Below are 19,657 nucleotides of genomic sequence, written 5' to 3'. Positions count from 1 at the left end.
CGCTCAGGCGGTCAGGGCCTGCTCCACACTCGGGTAGCAGGGAATCAGCGCGTCGACGCCCACCAGCCGCAGCACGCGTTCGACGGCGTCGCGCGGCGCGGCGAGCCGGAACCAGACGCCGCGGGACTCGGCGGCCCGGTGCGCGGAGATGAGGACGTTGATGCCGCTGGAGTCGAGGAACCCCACCTCGCCGAAGTCCACCACGGTGCCCGGCGCCGACTCCACCGATGCCAGCAGGACCTCGTGCAGCTGACTGCTGCCGTCGAGGTCGACCTCCCCGGAGAGGCTCACGAGGCTGACACCGCCGCCCGTGGTGGTACGGGTGATCAGCAGCCGCTCCGGTACTGCCGCTCCCTCGATCTCCGCCACGCCGACCTCATCTCTCGTGTGCGCCGCATATGCCCCGGCCGTCTTCGGTGGCTTGATGTTAAGGCTCTTCGCGGCCCGCGTGGCCCACTTGAGCGGACCGGAACACATCGGCCGGACGGCCGCGGGGCGCTCGACGCGCGCGACGGCGTTCCTCTGACTACGGTCGGAGGTGTGGTGGTACACACATTCGAGGAGCTCGTGCACAAGCGCCGCGCGGCTGACCTGGCACAGCACCGGGTCGAGGAGCTGCGCGACTCGTACGGGCCTCCCACGCAGCATCAGTGGACCCCGCGGCAGTCGGACACGTACGAGACCGCCGTACGGGCCTGGCGCGACCTGGACCGGGACGCGCGGACCGCGATGTCGGAGTACGTCAAGGAGGGAGGCCAGTCCCGGCACAAGATCGAGGCGAGGCTCCGCAGGGCCGTCCAGGAGGACGACCGGAACGGCTGACCGATCGGGCCGGCCCGGTCCGGGCGTTCGGGGACAGCCCGCCTGGCCGGGCGCGGCCCGGACCGGTCGGCGCCCAGGTCGCTGCCGTGGGGCCGACGGACGGCCGGCGTCAGCCCCGTTCCGCCGTGATCTCACCGACGAGGTCGCGTGCGGCGGTCAGGGCCGCCGCACGGTCCTCGGGGACCAGGCCGACGCGGGTGCGCCGGTCGAGCAGGTCGGCCTCGTCCAGGGCGCCCTCGTGGCGCAGGGCCCACACCAGTTCGGCCCCGGTGACGGGGTGCTCCGGCAGCACGCGGTCGGCGAGGCGGGGATCACGGGCCGCGAGGGCCTGGACCGCCGGGGCCTCGGTGCCGTACCGCTGTACCAGGCGGCGCGGCGCCCGGACCACGGCCAGGGTGTGCGGGGCGGCGGCGCCGACCAGGGGCAGCGAGGCGGTGGGGGAGGGGCCGGCAGCCAGCCCGCGGGCGGCGACGGCGGCGTCCACGGCGTCCTCGGCCATGCGCCGGTAGGTGGTGAGCTTGCCGCCGACCACGGTGATCACGCCCTCGGACGAGGTGAGCACGGCGTGCCGGCGCGACACGTCCGCCGTGCGGGGTCCGGCGCCGGGCCGGTTCGAGGGGGTGGTGTCGAGCAGGGGGCGCAGGCCCGCGAAGGCGCCCACCACGTCCTCGCGGCGGACCGGCACGTCAAGCACCGAGCCGAGCACGTCGAGCAGGAAGCCGACGTCCGTCTCGGGTACCTCCGGAACGTCCGGAACGTCCCCGTCCACGGGCTCGTCGGTGAGCCCGACGTAGACGCGGCCGTCGCCCTGGGGCAGGACGAGGACGAACCGGTTCGTCTCCCCGGGGACGGGCACGTGCAGGCCGGCCGGGAGCGGGCCGAGCCGCTCGGAGCGCAGGACGAGGTGGGTGCCGCGGGAGGGGCGGATCCGGAGGCCGTCCACCAGGCCGTCGGCCCACACCCCGGAGGCGTTGACCACCGCGCGGGCCCGTATCAGGCCCTCCTCGCCGGTCAGCTCGTCGCGTACGCGGGCGCCTGACCCGGTCAGCTCCAGCGCCCTGACCCGGGTCAGGATCCGCGCGCCGCGGGCCGCCGCGGTCCTGGCCAGCGCCGTCACCAGCCGGGCGTCGTCGGTGAGCCGGCCGTCCCAGGAGAGCAGCCCGCCCCGCAGCCGGTCGGAGCGCAGCGCGGGGGCGAGGTGGCGGGTCTCCACCGCGGACAGCCGGCGCGGCGCGGGCAGCGTGGCCCGTGCGGTGCGCGCCGCGAGGCGCAGGGTGTCCCCGGCCCGGAACCCGGCCCACGCCAGCGCGCCCTGGCCGCGGGAGACCAGCGGGGTGAGCGGCAGGACGAACGGCTGGGCGCGTACCAGGTGGGGTGCCGTGCGCTCCATCAGCACCCCGCGTTCCACCGCGCTCTCGTGGGCGACGTCGAGCTGGCCGGAGGCGAGGTAGCGCAGTCCGCCGTGGATGAGCTTGGAGCTCCAGCGGGAGGTGCCGAAGGCCAGGTCGTGGGCGTCCACGGCGGCGACGCTCAGGCCCCGGGCGGCGGCGTCGAGGGCGGCACCGGCACCGGTCGCGCCGAGACCGACGACCAGGACGTCCACGACGGGGCCGCCGACGGTGTCGGCCACCTCCCGGGAGCGCCGTGCGGCGGACAGGGAGGCCCCGGCGGCGGGGCGGCTGGCGGGGCTCATGGGGTGAGGGTCCTCTCCAGGATGGTGCGCAGCTCCGCGAGGAGGGCCGCGGGGGTCAGCTCGGCGTCGTCCTCGTCGGTCATGGTCCGCAGTGACAGGGCGAAGGACTGCACGACCAGCAGCACCGAGCGTGCCTGCCGCCCGGTGTGCGCCCGGCGGACCGACCCGTCGGCGTGGCCCTCCTCCAGCGCGTCGGCCAGCAGCTCCAGCAGGGCCTCCTGGCTCGCCCCGCGCCGGTCGAGGACATAGGGCAGGAGCAGCTCCGGATCGACGTCGACGATCTTGCGGAACAGGGGATGGGCGCGGAACGCCTCCACCCCCGCCACCAGGCCCTCGACGATGCGCGAACGGGTGTCGGTGTCCTGTCCGGGTCCGGGGATGGCGCCGGTGGCCACCGCGATCCACTCCCGGGTCATCAGATCGCCGACCAGGGACCGCACGTCCGGCCAGCGCCGGTACAGCGTCATCCGGGAGACACCGGCGCGGCGGGCGACGTCGGTCATCGTCGTGCGCCGCACCCCGACGGCCAGCACGCAGTCGCGCACGGCGTCCAGCACCGTGTCGTTGTCCGAGGGGGTCTGCCTGCTCGAGTGGTTGTGACGATTGGGCGTCATGTGTAACAGTGTAACGCCCAGTGGGGCGGTGCGTACGGCATCCCTCGAAGCGACCGTGAGGACGACAGTCAATGGACATGCTGTGGAACGGCTGGGGCGACCCGGCCAGGGCGACGCCGCTGCCCGACACGGTGACCGGGCTGCTGCGCGAGCTGCTCGGCGTCGCCCCCCGCGAGGCCGCGCCCCTCCCGCTGGAGGAGATCGACGTACCCGAGTCGCCGCTGGACCCGGACGCCCGCCGTGCCCTGGAGGCCGCCGTCGGACAGCGCGCGCGGGACGTGCGCACGGACGCCGAGAGCCGCATCCGGCACACCCGCGGCAAGTCCACCCCCGACCTGCTCCGGATGCGGACCGGCGACGTCGCCGACACCCCGGCCGCCGTCGTCCTGCCGGACAGCCACGACGAGGTGCTCGCCGTACTGGCCGCCTGCGCGGAACACCGCCTGCCCCTCGTCCCCTTCGGCGGCGGCACCTCCGTCGTCGGCGGCCTCGCCCCCGGGCGCCGGGGCGCGTTCGTCGCCCTCGACCTGCGCCGCATGAACCGGCTGCTCGACCTCGACGAGGTCTCCCGCACCGCCACCCTCCAGCCCGGACTGCGCGCCCCCGAGGCCGAGGCGCTGCTCGCGGAACACGGATACACCCTCGGCCACTTCCCCCAGTCCTACGAGTGGGCCACCATCGGCGGCTTCGCCGCGACCCGCTCCAGCGGACAGGCCTCCGCCGGGTACGGCCGCTTCGACGAGATGGTCCTCGGCCTCACCCTCGCCACCCCCGAGGGCACCCTCGTCACCGGCCGTGCCCCGCGCTCGGCGGCCGGACCCGACCTGCGCCAGCTCGTCCTGGGCTCGGAGGGCGCCTTCGGCGTCATCACCTCCGTCACCGTGCGGGTGCGACCCGTACCGAAGGCCCGCCGCTACGAGGGCTGGCGCTTCGCCTCCTTCGACGAGGGAGCCGCCGCCCTGCGCCGGCTCGCCCAGGACGGCCCGCGCCCCACGGTGCTGCGGCTGTCCGACGAGACCGAGACCCTGATCGGCCTCGCCCAGCCCGACGCCATCGGTGCCTCCCTGGAGCGCCAGGACGCCGGATGCCTGGCGGTCGTCGGCTTCGAGGGCACCGAGGAGGACACCGCGCACCGCCGCGAGGGCGCCGCCGCCGTCCTGCGCGAGAGCGGCGGCACCTTCGCCGGTCAGGAGCCGGGGGAGCGCTGGGCCCACGGCCGCTACGCGGCGCCGTACCTGCGCGACGCCCTGCTCGACGCCGGGGCGCTCGCCGAGACCCTGGAGACCGCGGCCCGCTGGTCCCGCCTCCCCGCCCTGTACGCCGCCGTCCGCGAGGCGCTCACCGCCACCCTCACCGGGGCCGGCACCCCGCCCCTGGTCATGTGCCACATCTCGCACGTCTACGAGAACGGCGCCTCCCTGTACTTCACGGTCGTCTCCGCCCAGGGCGAGGACGCGGTGGCGCACTGGACCCGGGCCAAGCACGCCGCCAACGACGCCATCCTCGCCGCGGGCGGCACCATCACCCACCACCACGCGGTGGGCACCGACCACCGCGACTGGTACGTCCGGGAGGCGGGCCCCCTCGGCGTCGAGGCCCTGCGCGCCGTCAAGCGGGTCCTGGACCCCGCCGGACTGCTCAGCCCGGGCGTCCTGCTGCCCGCGGACTGACCCCGCCGCACGACCCGCTCCCCACCCCGTGAGACAACAGTCCGGCACCACCCGTCAGCCCGGAGGCACATCGATGCGACAGTTCACCGCCGTCGTCAACCCCACCGCGGGCGGAGCCACCTCGGCCGCCGCGCTCCTCGGGGTGGCCCGCCTGCTGCGGGAGGCGGGGGCCGGGCTGGAGACCGAGTACAGCCACAGCCTCGCGCACGCCCGTGAACTCGCCCGGCAGGCCGGGGAGCGGGGGCGGGTGGTGCTCGCCGTGGGCGGGGACGGCATGGCGGGCGGGATCGGCGGCGCCCTCAGCGGCACCGGAGCCGTGCTCGGACTGGTCCCGGCCGGACGCGGCAACGACTTCGCCCGCGCCCTGGAGCTGCCCGCCGCACCGGCCGAACTGGCCGAGGTGCTGCTGCACGCCGAACCCCGCCCCGTCGACACCGTCGAGGTCACCTCCGCCGTCCACGACCGCACCGTCGTCCTCGGCAGCGTGTACGCCGGTGTCGACGCGCTCGCCAACCGGCACGCCAACCACGCGCGGCTGCTGCGCGGCGCCGCCTCCTACTACGCGGGGGCGGTGCGGGCCGTGGCGGGCTGGCGTGCGGCGGGCTACCGGGTCACGGTCGACGGCGAGGAGCACGCCTTCAGCGGCTACACGGTGGTGGCCGCCAACTCCGGCTACTACGGCTTCAACCGCCGCATCGCCCCCTCCGCCCGGGTGGACGACGGCCTGCTGGACGTGGTGATGATCCACGACGCCCCGCGGCGGCTGTTCTTCGCCCTGATGAACGAACTCTCGACGGGCGCCCACGTCCGCCGGCCCCAAGTACGCGTCCTGCGCGGCCGGGAGGTCCGCATCGAGGCGGACCGGGCGATACCCTACGGCGCCGACGGCGAGGTCGAGGCCGTCGTGCCCGTCACCGCCAGGGTGCTGCCCGGAGCGCTGCGCGTCCTGTGCTGAACACACCGCGGGGCCGGACGCCCGCAACGGCGCCCGGCCCCACGGCCCGTCGGTTCAGCCCCGCGGCGTGGTGAAGCGTTCCCACACGCGGTGCGAGCCCATCAGCTCCGTGACCCGTTCCAGGGCCGCGGTGCCGGAGTCGGCGACGATCACGCCCGGTGCGTCGGCGGGCACACCCGACGCCGCCAGCGCCGGCTCGCCGCCCGCCCAGACACCGATCGCCTTGCCGTGCCGGAACGCCTCCGACAGCAGCAGGCTCACCCGCGGGTCGATCGTCCCCGGGCCCGCGGGCGCCGGTCCGGCCTTGTAGTCGCGCGGGGTGTAGGCGTCGCCGCCCATGTCGGGCGTCCCCGCGATCAGCACCGCGTCGAACTCGACCGACCGCGCGGTGACATAGCTGCGCTGCACGGTCAGCGCGGCGTCGCCGGAGCCGAGGGTGCCGCCGGTCGGCGCCACCACCAGCGGCACCATCCCGGCGTTCAGCACCGCCTCCCGTACCGCGCCCACGCCCTCCAGGTCGGCCCCGCCGGTCACGATGCCGATCACCCTGCCGTCCAGCGGCCAGGTACCGCCCACCTGGGACAGCGCCGGGCTGGGCTCGACGTCGGCCAGCGGCACGGTCGGCTCCGGGGCGGGCAGGCCGAGGCCCTCGGCGACGCCCGCGCACAGCTCGGGGTCGATGTTGGCCAGGACCTGAAGCGTCCGCTCCCGGATCGCCTGCTCGTAGCACTTGCCCAGCTCGAAGGTGTAGGCGCCGATGATGTGCTCGCGCTCCACCGAACTCATGCTCAGCCAGAACCGCCGCGGCTGGCTGAAGTGGTCCGCGAAGGTCTCGGGGGCCTCCCGGACCTTCCTGCCCTCCGGCACCCGGACCGGGGCCTCGATGAACGCGTTCGTGTCCGCGCCCGCGGTGAACGGGCAGCCGCCGTCCAGGGAGTTGGGCCGGTAGGGCGCCACGCCCCGGTGCACGGCGGTCTGGTGCATGCCGTCCCGCAGCATGTCGTTGACCGGCGCCTGCGGCCGGTTGATCGGCAACTGCGGGAAGTTGGGGCCGCCCAGACGCGTGATCTGCGTGTCCAGGTACGAGAACAGCCGCCCCGCGAGCAGCGGGTCGTCGGTGACGTCGATACCGGGCACCAGGTGGCCGACGTGGAAGGCGATCTGCTCGGTCTCGGCGAAGAAGTTGGACGGGTTGCGGTTCAGGGTCAGCAGGCCGACCGGCTGCACCGGCGCGAGCTCCTCGGGCACGAGGTTGGTCGGGTCCAGCAGGTCGATGCCCTCGAAGGTCTGCTCCGGGTTGTCGGGGAAGGTCTGGATGCCCAGCTCCCACTGCGGGTACGCGCCCGCCTCGATCGCGTCGGCGAGGTCCCGGCGGTGGAAGTCCGGATCGACGCCGTTGATGATCTGCGCCTCGTCCCAGACCAGCGAGTGCACGCCCAGCTTGGGCTTCCAGTGGAACTTCACCAGCGTCGTGGCGCCCTCCGCGTTCACCAGCCGGAAGGTGTGGACGCCGAAGCCCTCCATCATCCGGTAGGAGCGCGGGATGCCCCGGTCGCCCATGAAGAAGAGGGTGTGGTGCGTCGCCTCGGTGTGCAGCGAGACGAAGTCCCAGAAGGTGTCGTGGGCGCTCTGCGCCTGCGGGATCTCCCGGTCGGGGTGCGGCTTCGCGGCGTGCACGACGTCCGGGAACTTGATGGCGTCCTGGATGAAGAAGACCGGGATGTTGTTGCCGACCAGGTCGAAGACGCCCTCACTGGTGTAGAACTTCGTCGCGAACCCGCGGGTGTCCCGCACCGTGTCCGACGATCCGCGGGAGCCGACCACCGTGGAGAACCGGGTGAACACCGGCGTCTCCACGTCCGCGGCCAGGAAACCGGCCTTGGTCACCGAGGCCGCCGTGCCGTAGCTCTGGAACACCCCGTGCGCGCCCGCGCCCCGCGCGTGCACCACGCGCTCCGGGATGCGCTCGTGGTCGAAGTGCATCACCTTCTCGCGCAGGTGGTGGTCCTGGAGCAGCACGGGTCCGCGCGGCCCGGCCTTCAGCGAGTGGTCGGTGTCGTACAGCCGGGTCCCCTGAGCGTCCGTCAGATAGCTGCCGGACTGTGCCACCCGGGCCTGGTCGGCGCCCGTGGGCTGACCGGTCGGCGACACGGTGTCCGGGCCGCTCTGGTCCGGCTTCGGGGGCAGCGGCTCGCGGGGCTCGGTGGGTTCGGCGACGGGCGGCGACTCGGGGCCGGGCCTGCCGGGGATCCCGTCCGGCGGGCCGCCGGCCTCGCCGTGCAGGCCCTCGGTCACCTTGTGGACTGCTCGCTTGAGGGGATTGGCCTCGCTCATCGGCCTTTCTCCGTTCTGGGCGGGCCGCTGGACGCGCCCGATCGTGTTCGAGTACCGACTGCCGTGGTGGGCCGTGACCGCGTACCCAGCGTTCGGCACTCAAGGCATGGGCGCGGGCGACGGAAGCCGTCGGCTCAGGTGACGGCCTGTCCGTCGCGGGTGCCGCCCCGGCAGAGCGCCGTGAAGGAGCCGGTCCCGTCGCCGTCCGCCGAGATGACGATCACTCCGCCGCCCTCGATGCACTCGTTCGCCGTCACGTCGCTCGGCAGGCCCGGGGCGCGCGGCACCGAGGCCCGCGCTCCGGTGGCGCACAGGACCGACAGGACCATGGCCGCGATCACGGTGCACGACGACTTGCGCATGGGGACGACTCCTTCTCGCGGGTGCCGTCCCAGCGTCACCGGCCCGGACGCGGCACGCCACCGGGGAAGCGCGCACGGGGGAGGACGCGTGGGAAGGACGCAGGCGGGAGGACGCACGCGAGAGGGCTCCGACCGCGGCCACGGGTCGGAGCCCCTCGAAGCGCCGTACGCGTCTACGCCTCCGTGTGTGTCACTCCCACCGGCTCGAACGAGACCCGGGTGCGGGCGCCGTCGGCCGACCAGACCACCTCCACGCCGTCCTCACCCGGCACCACCTCCGCGACGGCCCCGGCAGCCGGGACGCTCACCGGCTCACCGGTCAGCGCGGCCAGGCTCACGTGCACGGAGGTGCCGCCCGCCGGTCCGGACAGCCGGGGCAGCTCCGCCCACGGCACATACGCGGTGCCCTGCGGGGCGCGCACGGTCTCCGCCTCGGGCTCCCAGCCGTACAGGCCGCACAGCGCGGAGGTCAGGGGTTCCTCGGGACCGGTGGCCCAGCCGGTGTGGGTCACCCGCGCCCCGGGCGGCGCCCCGACCACCCGGTGCACCCGCAGCTCGTACGGCCCCCGGGCCACCGTCACGCTCTCCACCCGCAGCCCCGGCACCATCGGCGGCCCGGCCGCGAAGACGGGACGGTGCCAGGACGCCGCCCAGCCCCAGCCGTCGCCGTGCCCCGCCCCCAGCGGATGGACGCGGCGGCGCACACTGGACCGGCCGTCCACCTCGACCGACAGATGGTTGTCCGCCGTGTTCTCCCGCGCCGTGGGACCCGTCCGGGTCGAATAGGCCTGACGGCCGTAGTGCGGGTCGTCCTCGGCGGCCGACTCGCCCTCGTGCGGCCGGACGTGGTCGCTGCCGTGGTTGTGCAGCCGTACGATCCCGTCGCCGCGGGTCGCCTGCACCAGCAGCCCCGGCGCCGGCAGCGCCAGGACCCGGTCGGCCTCCTCCACCGGCGCGGGCTCCTCCGGCGCCGTCCACAGCGGGTGGTCCGCCGGGGCGAGCAGCGACACGAACGCCTTCGACGCCCAGTACGGGGAGGCCGGGCCCGAGTACGGCTGCAGGGACGCCTCGTGCGGGCCGTACCAGCCGAGGCTCAGCACCCCCTCGTCCGTCAGCGCCCCGCGGTCCACGAAGTACCGCAGACTGCCGCTGACCAGCCGCCGCGAGGCACCCGGCGTCAGTGGGGTGTGCCCGGTCAGCGCGCCCAGGCCCACGGCCGCCGACGCGGCGAAACGGTAGGTGAGCGAGCGGCCGAAGTGCAGCGGCGCCCCGTCGGCGCCGAACATCAGGGCGAAGCCGTCGAGGTGGGCGCGCAGCCGGTCCCCGTACAGGGCGAGGGCGTCGGTGTCGCCGCCGAGGTGGGCGTCGAGCACCGGGTAGAGGTGCAGCGCCCAGCCGTTGTAGTGGTCGAAGGCGCGGCCGTCGCCGTCGGCGTACCAGCCCCCGCCCCGGTACCAGCCCTCCATCAGCTCCAGCGCCCGGTGCCGGGCCGCGGCCGTCTCGGCGTCGCCGCGGCCGACCGACTCCAGGAACCCGGCGACCGTGTACGGGAACAGGTACCAGTTGTTCGGCGCCGGCACGTGCCGCAGCGCCCCGCGCAGCCATTCCTCCACCCGGTCCTGCACCCCGGAGTCCAGGTGCTTCCACAGCCACGGCGCGGTCAGCCGCAGCCCCAGCGCCACCGAGGCCGACTCGACCATGGGCTGGCCCTGCACGTCGTGGTCGAGGATCAGCGGCCAGGACTCGGTGTCGTCGCGGCCGGGCGTGCGGGTGCCGGAGGCGAGGCCCTCGGCGTAGCGGTCCAGCCAGCCGTGCGGGTCCGCGCCGTCCGCGCCCGCGACGCGGAAGCCCGCCGCGAGGAAGGTCCGCGCGAAGCCCTCCAGTCCGTCGGAGCGCACCCCCGAGCGCGAGGGCCGCCCCGGCAGGTCGAGCAGGGCGCGGCCCGGGGTGCTCCAGCGCCACGCGGCCCACAGCAGCCCGTCCGCGACGGCCTCCCAGTGGGCCCGGGTGTAACCGGTGTACGGGCTGGACGCACGGTCCTCGGTGGGCAGTTCGAACGGGATGCTCATGCCAGGAACGCCAGCCTTTCGCGTCGTACGGGATGGAGAAAGCCGGAACCGGACGCCCAGCGGGTCGTCTCGGCGAGGGCGAGGTCGGCGAGACGGCGCCACTCGTTGCCCTCGGAACCGGCCAGGTGCGGGGTGATCAGGGCGTGCTCGCAGTCCCACAGCGGGTGGTCCGGCGGCAGCACCTCGGGGTCGGTGACGTCGAGGACGGCCCTGATCCGGCCCGCCAGCACGGCATCGGTCAGCGCCTCCTGGTCGACGACCGCCCCGCGGGAGGTGTTGATCAGCACCGCATCGGCGGGCATCGCGTCGATCAGCGGACGGCTCACCAGCCCACGGGTCGTGGGCAGCAGCGGGGTGTGCACACTGACGGTGTCGCAGCGCGCGAACAGCTCCGGCAGCCCCACGTTCTCGACGCCCAGCCCGGCGGCCTCCGCGTCGGTGATGTACGGGTCGTGCAGGAGGACCTCCACGTCGTGCGGCCGCAGCAGTTCGACGACCCGGCGGCCGATCAGCGACGCCGACAGGATCCCCACCGTGCGGCGGTAGTTGCCGACGCCGCGCGGGGTGCGCAGCCAGTTGCCGCGCGTCCGGGACACCCGGAAGTCGCGGGCCCGCTCCAGCACCCGCTTGCCGGTGAGCAGGATCATGCCGAGGGTGTACTCGGCCACCGGCAGCGCGTTGGCCGCGGCGGCCGAGGAGACCTCGACGCCCCGCTCCCAGCACGCGTCGGTGACGTGCCCGCGGACACTGCCCGCCGTGTGCACCACGGCCCGCAGCCGGGGCGCCGCCCGCAGCACGTCCGCGTCCAGCGGCGGACAGCCCCAGCCGGTGATCAGCAGCTCCACGTCCGCCAGTACGGATCTCGCCCGTGCCGCGGTCAGGTCGTCGAGCACCGGGAACGGTGCGAGGTCGCACACCCGGCGGAACGCGGCGAGGGACTGGGGGTCGAGGACGGCCGAGGCGGCGTCCGGGGACATGGCCACGGCGGCACGGGGCCGGAAGCCGGGGCCCGGGGCGTGCACGGTCACTTGACGGCTCCGGCGGTCAGGCCGCTGCGCCAGAAACGCTGGAGCAGCACGAAGGCGAGGATGAGCGGCAGTACGGCGAGCAGCGAGCCCATGATGACCACGGGGTAGTACTCGGGCGACACCGACGCCGAGCTGTTCCACTGGTACAGGCCGAGACTGACGGGATACAGGTCCTGGTCGGACAGCATCACCATGGGCAGGAAGAAGTTGTTCCAGATCGCGGTCAGCTGGAAGAGGAAGACGGTGATCAGGCCGGGTCCCAGCATTCTGAGCGCCACCCGGGCGTACATGGTCAGCTCCCCGGCCCCGTCCACGCGCGCCGCCTCCAGGACCTCGTCGGGCACGTAGCCCCGCGCGAAGATCCGGCCGAGGTAGACGCCGAACGGATTGAACAGCACCGGGATGAACACCGACCAGAAGGTGTTGACCAGGCCGGCCTCGGAGGCCATCAGGTACAGCGGCAGCGCGAGCACCGTCTGCGGCACCATGACCGCCGCGAGGACCAGGCCGAACAGCTTCTCCTTGTGCCGGAAGCGGTACTTGTCGAATGCGTAGCCGCAGGCAACGCTCACCAGTGCGCCCACGGCGGCGCCGATCACCGCGTACAGCAGGCTGTTGACGTACCAGCGGCCGTAGAGCCCGCCGTCCATGGCGAAGACGTCCTTGAGGTTCTGCAGGAAGGAGAAGTCGCTCAGGGACAGCAGATCGCTGCTGAACAGCGCGTCGCGGTTCTTGGCCGAGGCGAGCACCAGCCACAGCACCGGCAGCAGGGTGTAGAGGACGGAGACGGCGACGACCACGTTGACGGTGGCGCGGCCCAGCAGCTTCGGGCGGAGCAGGGAGCTGTCGGTGGCGCTCATCGGGCCTCCTCGGAGTCGGCGCGGCTGGTGAAGCGGGTGACGCCGTACGACAGGGCGATGGTGCACACCAGCAGGACCACCGAGGCGGCCGCCGCGAGGCTGTAGTTGTTGCGGGTGAAGGCCGCGTCGTAGATGTACATGCTGGGCGAGAACCGCGAGTTGATCATCGGGGAGGACTGGCTGAGCAGCATCGGCTCGGTGAACAGCTGGAGCGCCCAGATCAGGGTGAAGATCGAGACCATCACGATGGAGGCCCGCACCAGCGGCGTCTTGACCTGGAGCGCCGTGCGCACCGGTCCGGCGCCGTCGACGACGGACGCCTCGATCACCTCGCGCGGCACGGCCTGGAGGGCGGCGTAGAAGACCACCATGTTGTAGCCGAGGTTGCTCCACAGGGCGATGTTTACGATGGACGGGATCACCGTGTGCACGCCCAGGAAGTCGATCGTGATGTCGCCCTCGGCGAACAGCTCGATCACCGGGCTGATGCCGGGCGTGTACAGGTACAGCCAGATCAGCGCCGCGATGATGCCGGGCACCGCGTGCGGCAGGAACAGGCCCAGCTGGGCGAAGCCGCGCAGCCGCACCACGCCGGAGTCGAGCAGCAGGGCGAGCGCGAGCGCGCCGACCACCATCAGCGGGATGTAGATCAGGCAGTACAGGGCGACCGTGCCGAGGCCGCCGAGGAAGGTGGGGTCGGTGAGCACGGCCGTGTAGGACCGCAGTCCGACGAAGACCGTGCGCTCGGGGCCGAAGCCGAGGCCCGGCTGGTCGTCGCTGAAGAAGCTGAGGTAGACGGCGGTGCCGACGGGGATCAGGAAGACGGTGACCAGCAGGGCGAAGAACGGCGTCATGAGGACGCCGGCGGCGGTCAGTTGACGGCGCCTGGCCGCTCTGCGGGCACGCAGGCCGGAGGCGGGGCCGTCCGGGGCGGTGGCGCGGGAGGCGCCGGTCGCCACCCGTGCGGGGGTCGTCGTGGTCATGGGGGTGTCACCTGCCTTTCGTCGGCTCAGGTGCTGTGCTGGGTGGTGGACAGGCCCAGGGCCTTGAGGTCGGGCATGGTGCCCTCCTGGGCGGTGCGCAGCGACTCGACGAGGCTGCCCTGGCCGCCGCTGACGCGGGCGAAGGAGTCCTGCATGACCTTCTGGGTGGCGCTCATCCGCGGACCCCACAGCCACTGGTCGCCGATCTTCTCGGCCTCCTGCTCGAACAGGCGGTAGATGTCCTGACCTCCGTAGTACGAGCGGTCGAAGGCCTCGCGGCCCACCGCGACCAGGCCGGGTGCGGCCGGGTACTGGCTGCTGGTGCCGCTGGAGAGCCGGGCGCGCAGGGCGTCGGGGTGGGAGACCTGCCACTCGATGAACTCCATCGCGGCCTCCGGGTGCCTGCTGTCCTCGGTGATCGCGAAGGTGGAGCCGCCGTGCGTGCCGGCCGAGGGGCTGCCGGGGTCCCACTGCGGCAGCGGCGCGATCCGCCACTGGCCCTTCTGTCCCGGCCGCGCGTTCATCTGCGCACCGGCGTCCCAGGCGCCGCTGAGCCGGGTCAGGACCAGTCCGTTGCCGATCTGCGCGTCCGACTGCCTGCTCTCGACGGCGTTCATGAAGACGTCGTCCCGGTCGATCAGCCCCTGCCAGTACTCCGCGACCCGCCGGGAGGGCGCGTCGGCGAGCGAGACGTTCCAGGCGCCCTTCGAGGTGTCGAACCACTGGGCGCCCGCCTGCCAGGCGTAGCAGGCGAACTGGGTCATCCCGTCGGTGGGGAAGAGCACCAGCCGGCGGTCGGGCGTCTTGCGGCGCACCGTCGCGGCCTGCTCGGCGAACTCGTCCCAGGTACGGGCGACTTCCAGCCCGTAGCGGTCGAACAGGTCGGCGCGGTAGTGCATCACCATGGGCTCGACGTCCAGCGGCACGGCGAACACCCGGCGTTCGAAGGTGGTCAGGCCGAGCGCTTGCGGCAGCAGTTTGCGGCGCAGGCCGTCGCTCATCAGGTCGGTGATGTCGCGGGCGACGCCGTCGATGGCGAACCCCGGGACCTGCGGGTATTCGAGGGTGGCGACATCGGGCGCGTTCCCGGCCCGGGCGGCGTTGCTGAGCTTGGCGTAACCGCCCTGCCCACCGGAGGGGATCTGCTGGAACTCCACCTGGACGGTGCGGTGGGTGCGGTTGAACGCGTCGACCACCTCCTGGCTGCCGCGCAGGGCGGACCAGAAGGTGATGCGCGTGGTGGTGCCCGTGCGGGCCGACGATGCGCCGCTCCCCCCGCTGCAGGCGCTCGCGGCTCCTGCCAGGGGTAGGGCGGTCATCGCGGCGAGCACGGAGCGACGGCTGGGTCGTCCGGGCATGGCGCCTCCGCGGCTCCTGCGGGTCCGCGCGGGTGCGGACACGACTCTTCGAGACACCGGAATCCTGAACGCCCTGACTCAAACGGTCAATAGATCGATCAGAAGAAAATGAAACGCTCAAACGCTCATTCGGCAAGCGGTTCGGCCGGCCGGTCCGTCGAACCGCGCACCATCAACCGCGGCAGCAGCTCGACCCGGCGGCCCGGCCGGCTGCCGGGCGCCTCGGCCAGCCGCTGGAGCAGCAGTTCCGCCGCCGCGTGCCCGACCTCGGCCTTCGGCGGCGACACGGCCGTCAGCGGAGGCGAGGCGAGACCGGCCACCACATCGTCGTACGCGACCACCGAGCAGTCCTGCGGCACCCGCACCCCCTCCTCCGCGAGCCGCTGGACGACCATCAGCGCGTCCACGTCGCCGTGCAGCACCATCGCGGACGCGCCCATCTTGCGCATCAGCGCGGGCAGCTCGGCGGTCTCGTCCGCGGAGTACGGCCCGTCGGCCCCGGCCTCCCGCGCCACCAGCGCCCACGCCCACCGCTCCACCAGGGGGTGCGCCCCGGCGATCCGGGTGAACGCGGCACGCAGCGAGCGGGCGGTGGGGCTGTCGTGCCGGGTGGCGAACACGATCCGCCGGTGCCCCAGCCCCACCAGGTGCTCCACCGCCAGGTGCGCGCCGTACCAGTGGTCCGAGCAGACCGAGTCCAGGGCGTGCAGCGCGCTGCCGCGCCACGGGCGGCGCTCCATCAGCACCGTGGGCACCCCGACCCCGGCCAGCCACTCGTGGTCGGCCTCCTCGTCGGCCCGGCCGCGCCAGCGCGGGGCGATCAGCAGCCCGTCCGCGCCGTCCGCCAGCGCCCGCTCCACCAGCGGGCGTTCGGCGCCGGACGCCTGCGGCGCGAGGTGCAGGGCCATGCGCACCCCCGCCCGCTCCAGGACCGTGCGGGCCCCGTGCAGGGTCTCGGTCAGGTACGAGTGCCGCACGGGAACCACCACGGCCACCCGGTCCCCGGCCGCCGGGACCGCTTCGGCGACGGTCTCCCGGGCCGGCAGCGTCGACCGCACGACCCCGTGCCCGCGGCTCAGCCTGCCCTCGCGCGTCAGCTCCTCGACGTCGCGCCGCACGGTGACCACCGAGACCTGCAACTCGTCGGCGAGGTCGCGCACCCGCGCGGTACCGCGCGCCTGGACCGCCGCGAGTATCCGCTGGCGCCTGAGATCGACCGGCTCCCGCATCAGGTCTCCCCACCCGAGAATGTTCGTTTGAGCGATTCCGCGTCATCATAACGATCGCTCGCGCCGGGTGTCCGGGCCTTTCCCCACGACCGGGCGTCTCACGCCAGGAGCGTCCTACGGCTCCGGGTCCGCCAGCAGCGGTCCCAGCGGGCCCAGGTCGAGGTTCAGGTCGCAGCGGCGCAGACCGTGCTGGGCGCACAGGTCGTCCATGCGCTCGTCCAGCAGCATGAGCGCCGTGCCGAGCCGGTCCTCCTGCTCCGCGCTCAGCGTCCCCTCGTCGAAGCGGCGCACGGCCTGCCGTTCCATGAGCTGGCGCAGCAGCTCCACCACGGTGAGGACCAGCGCGGCGAGGTCGTTGGTGACCCGCTCGGGATCCAGGTCGAGGGCGTGGGCGGCACGGTCCCGGGGCGCGGTCACAGCGGCCCGCTGTCCGGCCAGGGAGCGGGCACCCGCTCGTTCACCGACGACAGCAGCGCGTGCAGGGAGATCCGCACCAGCGGCACGTCCGCGACGGCCAGCACCAGATCGCCGCTGACCACGACGCCGGTCGCCAGCACCCGGTCCAGCAGGTCGACGAGGGGCACCCCGACCGGTGCGTACGGCTCCGGGCCGCCCCAGGGCACGGTGGCCGGGCCTGGCGTACGGGCGTCCGGGACGGTCATGAAGGCGCCTCCTGGTCCGGTCCGGCCTGCGGGTCCTCGTCCCAGCGGGCGAAGGAGTACGGGATCCACGGGCCCGAGGCCTCCACCCGCACCGCCGGGTGCGGCCCGCCGGCGGTGAACCGGGCCAGGGCCGCGGTGAAGTCGGCGCGCCGCGCGTCCTCCACCAGGTAGGCCGCGTTGAGCAGTTGCGGGGTCCGGCGGCCGGTCAGCCGCTCGCTCTGCGGGCGGTGCCGGGTCGCGGCCACCGCATGGCGCCGCAGTGCCGCGTCGACGGCCTCCGCCTCGGCCAGCGCCTTCCCGCGCGCACCCCGCTCTTCGCTCCGCCGTGCGCTGACCCGGCTGAGGTAGGCACGCCCGCCGCCGCCGGATCCGGTGGGGGCAACGGTGCCGGTGTCTCCGGCGGCCTCGGGCGCGGCCTCGGCGGCGTGCACCTTCACCGCCCACTCCGTACGGTCCCGGAGCCGGTCCAGCAGCGTTTCCAGCACCGGCTGCCGGGCGGCCACCGCCCGCGCCGCGGTCAGGTCGCCCCGGTACAGCGTCGCCATCGGCAGCGGTACGACGGGGCCCCGCCCGGCCGCGGCCTCGACGCCCCGGTGGTGGGCGCGGGCGCAGCGCTCCAGGTCCTCGGGCCGGTTGAGGCGCTCGGTCAGCGCCTCCTCGCCGAACAGGGCCGCGGGCACGTCCTGCACGACCAGGCACAGGCCGCCCGCACGCAGCACGCGCAGCGGGCCGCCTTCCTCGTGCCCCCTGGCCGCCGCCAGACCGTCCGGGTCGGGCGGGGTGCGGGTGACGGCGAAGGCGCACACGAGGCCGGTGGCCGCCGGGGAGACGGCGGACGCGCTCATCGCACGGCTCCCGTCGTCTCGCCCTCGGCGGCCCCCTCCAGGGCATCAAGGCGCTCCCGCAGCCGCGCGTTCTCCTCGGCGAGCGCCTCCCGCGCGGCCCGGGACGACAGCGCGGGATCGGTCTCCCACCAGTCGATGCCCGCCTTCTTGGCGGTGTCCACGGAGGCGATGAACAACCGCAGCCGGATCGTCAGCAGTTCGATGTCGAGGAGGTCGATCTTGATGTCGCCGGCGATGACGATGCCCTTGTCGAGGACGCGTTCGAGGAGGTCGGCGAGGCTGCCGGAAGGGGGCCCGTAGGGCTCTGTCCCCGGGCCCGGGTACCGGTTGTCGAGGTCGGTCACCGCCTGCCCCCCGCGGCGGCGTCAGCGACGCGGGCGAGCACGTTCGTCGTCCTCCTCGTCCTCGTCGTCGTCCTCCTCGTCCGCATACGGCTCCTCCTCGTCGTCGTACTCACCTTCCTCGTCGTCCTCGTACCGGTCCTCGTACTCGTCCTCGGCGTCCTCGGCGTCCTCCGCGTCGTCGGAGTCGTCGGCGTGCTCCTCCTCTTCCAGCGCTTCCTCGTGGCTCCTGACGACCTCGCCGTCGCGGATCTCGCCGCGCCAGCCCTCGACGTCCTCGCCGTCCGTCAGGGACACGTGCCGCGCGAAGTGCTTCAGGTCCAGCCGCAGCCGGCGCCCCTGGGCGCGCCAGAGGTTCCCGGTCTTCTCGAAGAAGCCCGCCGGGTAGTACTCGACGACCACGACGACCCGGGTGAGCCGGGGCGCCAGTTCGTGGAAGGTGACCACTCCGTTGGTACTGCCCTTGGCGCCCTCGGAGGTCCAGGCGATGCGCTGGTCCGGGATCTGCTCCTGGACGGTCGCCTTCCAACTGCGGGTCGACCAGGCGATCTTGGCGGTCCAGTCCGAGGTCACCTCGTCGTGCGGGCTGACGCTCTGGACGCCCTTGGTGAAACCGCTGAAGTCCTGGAGCTGCGTCCACTGGTCGTAGACGGTGCGCAGGGGGACGCCGATGTCGACGGTCTCCATGATGTGCGTCGCCTTGACGCTGCCGCCGCCGCTCTTCGAACCGCCGCCGCTCTTCGAATCGCCACCGGTTTTCGAATCGCCGCCGCCTCCTGGGGAACCGCCGCCGTCGGCGGACTCGGTCAGGCGGTCCGTCAGGGAACCGATCCGTTCCCCGGCCTTGCCTACGAGCCCGTGTCCCGCGGCGGAGAGGTAGCCGCCCAGGGCGTCCTTGAGGTCGCCGAGGGGGGACGGTCCGCCGTCGTCCTGCCGGTCGGGGGTCATGCGCGCCCACCTCCGCGCCTGCCGCCCGGACCCGCCGCCCGCTTCGCCGGTGCGGCCTTCTTGGCGGCTGACTTCTTCGCCGTGGTCTTCTTGGCCGGCGGCCTCTTCGCCGCCTTCTCCGCCGACTTGCGGGGCGGTGCCGGCGCGGGCCGCCGGTCTTCCGCCCGGTCCTCGTCGTCGAAGTAGGCGTCCTCGTCCGGAGCCTCCTCGTCCGGAGCGTTCTCGTCCGGAGCGTTCTCGTCCCATGAGTCGTCGTCGTAGTCGTCGCGGCCGTCGTCCCCTCGCTCCCCGCGGTCCTCGCCGGTGAGCGCGTCGGTACGGTCGCGGAGGCTGTCCGCGAGGCCGGTGAGCCGGCGGTTCGCCGCGGCGGTGACGGCCGCGCGTCCGGCGGTCAGCAGCTCGCCCCGGACCTGGTCGCTCAACTCCTTGAACTGCGGAGCCTGTCGTAGGCTGCCCAGCCCCTGGCCGAGCACCTGGCCGGGGGAGAGGCCGACGCGTCGGCCCACCAGGTAGGAGCCGACCGCGAAGGCGAGCTTGGCCTTCTTGGTGCGTCCCAGGAGGTATCCGCCCGCCACGGCAGCCGCCATGGCCGTCCTGCTGTCGTTCATAGGTGTCGTCTCCGCGCTGGATTCGTGGTGGTCGTAGGGCTGGTGGTCCGGGCCGGGCGTTCGAGGAGGGTGAGCAGCCGCTCCTCCTCGCGTTCGAAGGACGCCTCGTCGACGGCGCCCTCGTCCAGGGCCCGGTTGAGTGCGGCCAGCCGAGCCTGTACGGCGCGCGGGTCGTGGGCCTGGCGCCGGGCCTCCTGGAGCAGGTGGTCGGCGATCCACGCCGTGCCGCGCACCGGCGCGAGGGGCAGCAGGAGGAGACCGCTCACGATGCCCACG

21 protein-coding genes are annotated in these 19,657 nt (G+C 73.8%); 3 read left to right on the top strand and 18 right to left on the bottom strand.

From position 1 onward, the window contains the following. Nucleotides 1-3: 3 nt before the first annotated feature. Complete coding sequence (locus ACZ56V_RS24175) at nucleotides 4-369, bottom strand: STAS domain-containing protein (protein WP_104633230.1); 366 nt, start codon at nucleotides 367-369, stop codon at nucleotides 4-6. Between the two features lie 174 nt (nucleotides 370-543). Between ACZ56V_RS24175 and ACZ56V_RS24170 the strand changes: the two genes are divergently transcribed. Continuing rightward, complete coding sequence (locus ACZ56V_RS24170) at nucleotides 544-822, top strand: hypothetical protein (protein ID WP_398909391.1); 279 nt, start codon at nucleotides 544-546, stop codon at nucleotides 820-822. A gap of 109 nt (nucleotides 823-931) precedes the next feature. On the opposite strand, the gene ACZ56V_RS24165 is transcribed toward ACZ56V_RS24170, so the two are convergent. Further along, nucleotides 932-2,515 carry a glycerol-3-phosphate dehydrogenase/oxidase gene (locus ACZ56V_RS24165; RefSeq protein WP_468945121.1) on the bottom strand — a complete coding sequence of 528 codons (1,584 nt, stop codon included), beginning with the start codon at nucleotides 2,513-2,515 and terminating at the stop codon, nucleotides 932-934. After that, nucleotides 2,512-3,129 (bottom strand): TetR/AcrR family transcriptional regulator, encoded by a 618-nt coding sequence (locus tag ACZ56V_RS24160; RefSeq protein ID WP_398908524.1) that lies wholly within the window; start codon nucleotides 3,127-3,129, stop codon nucleotides 2,512-2,514. Before ACZ56V_RS24160 ends, ACZ56V_RS24165 begins: the two co-directional genes overlap by 4 nt. 71 nt (nucleotides 3,130-3,200) lie before the next feature. Here ACZ56V_RS24160 and ACZ56V_RS24155 point away from each other — a divergent pair, with 71 nt between their 5' ends. Together ACZ56V_RS24155 and ACZ56V_RS24150 are read left to right on the top strand one after the other, a co-directional pair. Then, a complete protein-coding gene (locus ACZ56V_RS24155; protein ID WP_468945118.1) occupies nucleotides 3,201-4,799 on the top strand; it encodes an FAD-binding oxidoreductase in 1,599 nt (532 codons plus the stop codon). Between the two features lie 73 nt (nucleotides 4,800-4,872). Then, nucleotides 4,873-5,754: a diacylglycerol kinase family protein gene (locus ACZ56V_RS24150; RefSeq protein ID WP_468945115.1), complete on the top strand. Its 882-nt coding sequence runs from the start codon at nucleotides 4,873-4,875 to the stop codon at nucleotides 5,752-5,754. Nucleotides 5,755-5,808: 54 nt separating this feature from the next. Here ACZ56V_RS24150 and catB read toward each other — a convergent pair whose 3' ends face one another. The 15 genes from catB to ACZ56V_RS24075 form a co-directional block, all read right to left on the bottom strand. After that, entirely contained in the window at nucleotides 5,809-8,088 is a 2,280-nt protein-coding gene (gene catB / locus ACZ56V_RS24145; protein WP_356368020.1) for a catalase CatB, read from the bottom strand. Nucleotides 8,089-8,222: 134 nt separating this feature from the next. Beyond that, the gene (locus ACZ56V_RS24140; protein WP_468945111.1) at nucleotides 8,223-8,450 is read right to left on the bottom strand and encodes a hypothetical protein; all 228 of its coding nucleotides are present in this window, start codon (nucleotides 8,448-8,450) and stop codon (nucleotides 8,223-8,225) included. Nucleotides 8,451-8,623: 173 nt separating this feature from the next. Then, entirely contained in the window at nucleotides 8,624-10,519 is a 1,896-nt protein-coding gene (locus ACZ56V_RS24135) for a DUF2264 domain-containing protein (RefSeq protein WP_468945108.1), read from the bottom strand. Then, entirely contained in the window at nucleotides 10,516-11,547 is a 1,032-nt protein-coding gene (locus ACZ56V_RS24130; RefSeq protein WP_468945105.1) for a hydroxyacid dehydrogenase, read from the bottom strand. The genes ACZ56V_RS24135 and ACZ56V_RS24130 overlap by 4 nt, the downstream gene beginning before the upstream one ends. Further along, nucleotides 11,544-12,407, bottom strand: a complete 864-nt coding sequence (locus tag ACZ56V_RS24125) for a carbohydrate ABC transporter permease (RefSeq protein ID WP_104633238.1) — start codon at nucleotides 12,405-12,407, stop codon at nucleotides 11,544-11,546. Before ACZ56V_RS24125 ends, ACZ56V_RS24130 begins: the two co-directional genes overlap by 4 nt. Next, complete coding sequence (locus tag ACZ56V_RS24120; protein WP_467379951.1) at nucleotides 12,404-13,390, bottom strand: carbohydrate ABC transporter permease; 987 nt, start codon at nucleotides 13,388-13,390, stop codon at nucleotides 12,404-12,406. The genes ACZ56V_RS24125 and ACZ56V_RS24120 overlap by 4 nt, the downstream gene beginning before the upstream one ends. 26 nt (nucleotides 13,391-13,416) lie before the next feature. Further along, the gene (locus ACZ56V_RS24115) at nucleotides 13,417-14,748 is read right to left on the bottom strand and encodes an ABC transporter substrate-binding protein (protein ID WP_467379952.1); all 1,332 of its coding nucleotides are present in this window, start codon (nucleotides 14,746-14,748) and stop codon (nucleotides 13,417-13,419) included. Nucleotides 14,749-14,873: 125 nt separating this feature from the next. Next, nucleotides 14,874-15,977, bottom strand: a complete 1,104-nt coding sequence (locus tag ACZ56V_RS24110) for a substrate-binding domain-containing protein (RefSeq protein WP_398908539.1) — start codon at nucleotides 15,975-15,977, stop codon at nucleotides 14,874-14,876. Between the two features lie 114 nt (nucleotides 15,978-16,091). After that, nucleotides 16,092-16,394, bottom strand: a complete 303-nt coding sequence (locus tag ACZ56V_RS24105; protein ID WP_356368000.1) for a gas vesicle protein K — start codon at nucleotides 16,392-16,394, stop codon at nucleotides 16,092-16,094. Further along, nucleotides 16,391-16,639 (bottom strand): gas vesicle protein, encoded by a 249-nt coding sequence (locus tag ACZ56V_RS24100; protein ID WP_468945099.1) that lies wholly within the window; start codon nucleotides 16,637-16,639, stop codon nucleotides 16,391-16,393. Before ACZ56V_RS24100 ends, ACZ56V_RS24105 begins: the two co-directional genes overlap by 4 nt. After that, complete coding sequence (locus ACZ56V_RS24095) at nucleotides 16,636-17,484, bottom strand: GvpL/GvpF family gas vesicle protein (protein ID WP_468945096.1); 849 nt, start codon at nucleotides 17,482-17,484, stop codon at nucleotides 16,636-16,638. Before ACZ56V_RS24095 ends, ACZ56V_RS24100 begins: the two co-directional genes overlap by 4 nt. Next, entirely contained in the window at nucleotides 17,481-17,828 is a 348-nt protein-coding gene (locus ACZ56V_RS24090; RefSeq protein ID WP_468945094.1) for a gas vesicle protein, read from the bottom strand. The genes ACZ56V_RS24095 and ACZ56V_RS24090 overlap by 4 nt, the downstream gene beginning before the upstream one ends. A gap of 21 nt (nucleotides 17,829-17,849) precedes the next feature. Then, entirely contained in the window at nucleotides 17,850-18,773 is a 924-nt protein-coding gene (locus ACZ56V_RS24085; RefSeq protein WP_468945092.1) for an SRPBCC family protein, read from the bottom strand. Continuing rightward, nucleotides 18,770-19,381, bottom strand: a complete 612-nt coding sequence (locus ACZ56V_RS24080; protein ID WP_467379961.1) for a hypothetical protein — start codon at nucleotides 19,379-19,381, stop codon at nucleotides 18,770-18,772. Before ACZ56V_RS24080 ends, ACZ56V_RS24085 begins: the two co-directional genes overlap by 4 nt. Continuing rightward, complete coding sequence (locus ACZ56V_RS24075) at nucleotides 19,378-19,656, bottom strand: gas vesicle protein GvpG (RefSeq protein WP_398908552.1); 279 nt, start codon at nucleotides 19,654-19,656, stop codon at nucleotides 19,378-19,380. Before ACZ56V_RS24075 ends, ACZ56V_RS24080 begins: the two co-directional genes overlap by 4 nt. Nucleotide 19,657: the final 1 nt, after the last annotated feature.

Source organism: Streptomyces sp. NPDC034099 (assembly GCF_055575415.1).
This window is presented reverse-complemented; position numbering and strand designations above follow the sequence as displayed.

Excerpts from the sequence above, each read along its gene's own strand:
- ACZ56V_RS24095 (WP_468945096.1), bottom strand. The coding sequence starts at position 17,484 with ATGAGCGCGTCCGCCGTCTCCCCGGCGGCCACCGGCCTCGTGTGCGCC.
- ACZ56V_RS24125 (WP_104633238.1), bottom strand. The coding sequence starts at position 12,407 with ATGAGCGCCACCGACAGCTCCCTGCTCCGCCCGAAGCTGCTGGGCCGC.
- ACZ56V_RS24100 (WP_468945099.1), bottom strand. The coding sequence starts at position 16,639 with ATGACCGTCCCGGACGCCCGTACGCCAGGCCCGGCCACCGTGCCCTGG.
- ACZ56V_RS24110 (WP_398908539.1), bottom strand. The coding sequence starts at position 15,977 with ATGCGGGAGCCGGTCGATCTCAGGCGCCAGCGGATACTCGCGGCGGTC.
- ACZ56V_RS24115 (WP_467379952.1), bottom strand. The coding sequence starts at position 14,748 with ATGCCCGGACGACCCAGCCGTCGCTCCGTGCTCGCCGCGATGACCGCC.
- ACZ56V_RS24135 (WP_468945108.1), bottom strand. The coding sequence starts at position 10,519 with ATGAGCATCCCGTTCGAACTGCCCACCGAGGACCGTGCGTCCAGCCCG.
- ACZ56V_RS24160 (WP_398908524.1), bottom strand. The coding sequence starts at position 3,129 with ATGACGCCCAATCGTCACAACCACTCGAGCAGGCAGACCCCCTCGGAC.
- ACZ56V_RS24155 (WP_468945118.1), top strand. The coding sequence starts at position 3,201 with ATGGACATGCTGTGGAACGGCTGGGGCGACCCGGCCAGGGCGACGCCG.
- ACZ56V_RS24085 (WP_468945092.1), bottom strand. The coding sequence starts at position 18,773 with ATGACCCCCGACCGGCAGGACGACGGCGGACCGTCCCCCCTCGGCGAC.
- ACZ56V_RS24165 (WP_468945121.1), bottom strand. The coding sequence starts at position 2,515 with ATGAGCCCCGCCAGCCGCCCCGCCGCCGGGGCCTCCCTGTCCGCCGCA.
- ACZ56V_RS24080 (WP_467379961.1), bottom strand. The coding sequence starts at position 19,381 with ATGAACGACAGCAGGACGGCCATGGCGGCTGCCGTGGCGGGCGGATAC.
- ACZ56V_RS24120 (WP_467379951.1), bottom strand. The coding sequence starts at position 13,390 with ATGACCACGACGACCCCCGCACGGGTGGCGACCGGCGCCTCCCGCGCC.
- ACZ56V_RS24150 (WP_468945115.1), top strand. The coding sequence starts at position 4,873 with ATGCGACAGTTCACCGCCGTCGTCAACCCCACCGCGGGCGGAGCCACC.
- catB (WP_356368020.1), bottom strand. The coding sequence starts at position 8,088 with ATGAGCGAGGCCAATCCCCTCAAGCGAGCAGTCCACAAGGTGACCGAG.
- ACZ56V_RS24140 (WP_468945111.1), bottom strand. The coding sequence starts at position 8,450 with ATGCGCAAGTCGTCGTGCACCGTGATCGCGGCCATGGTCCTGTCGGTC.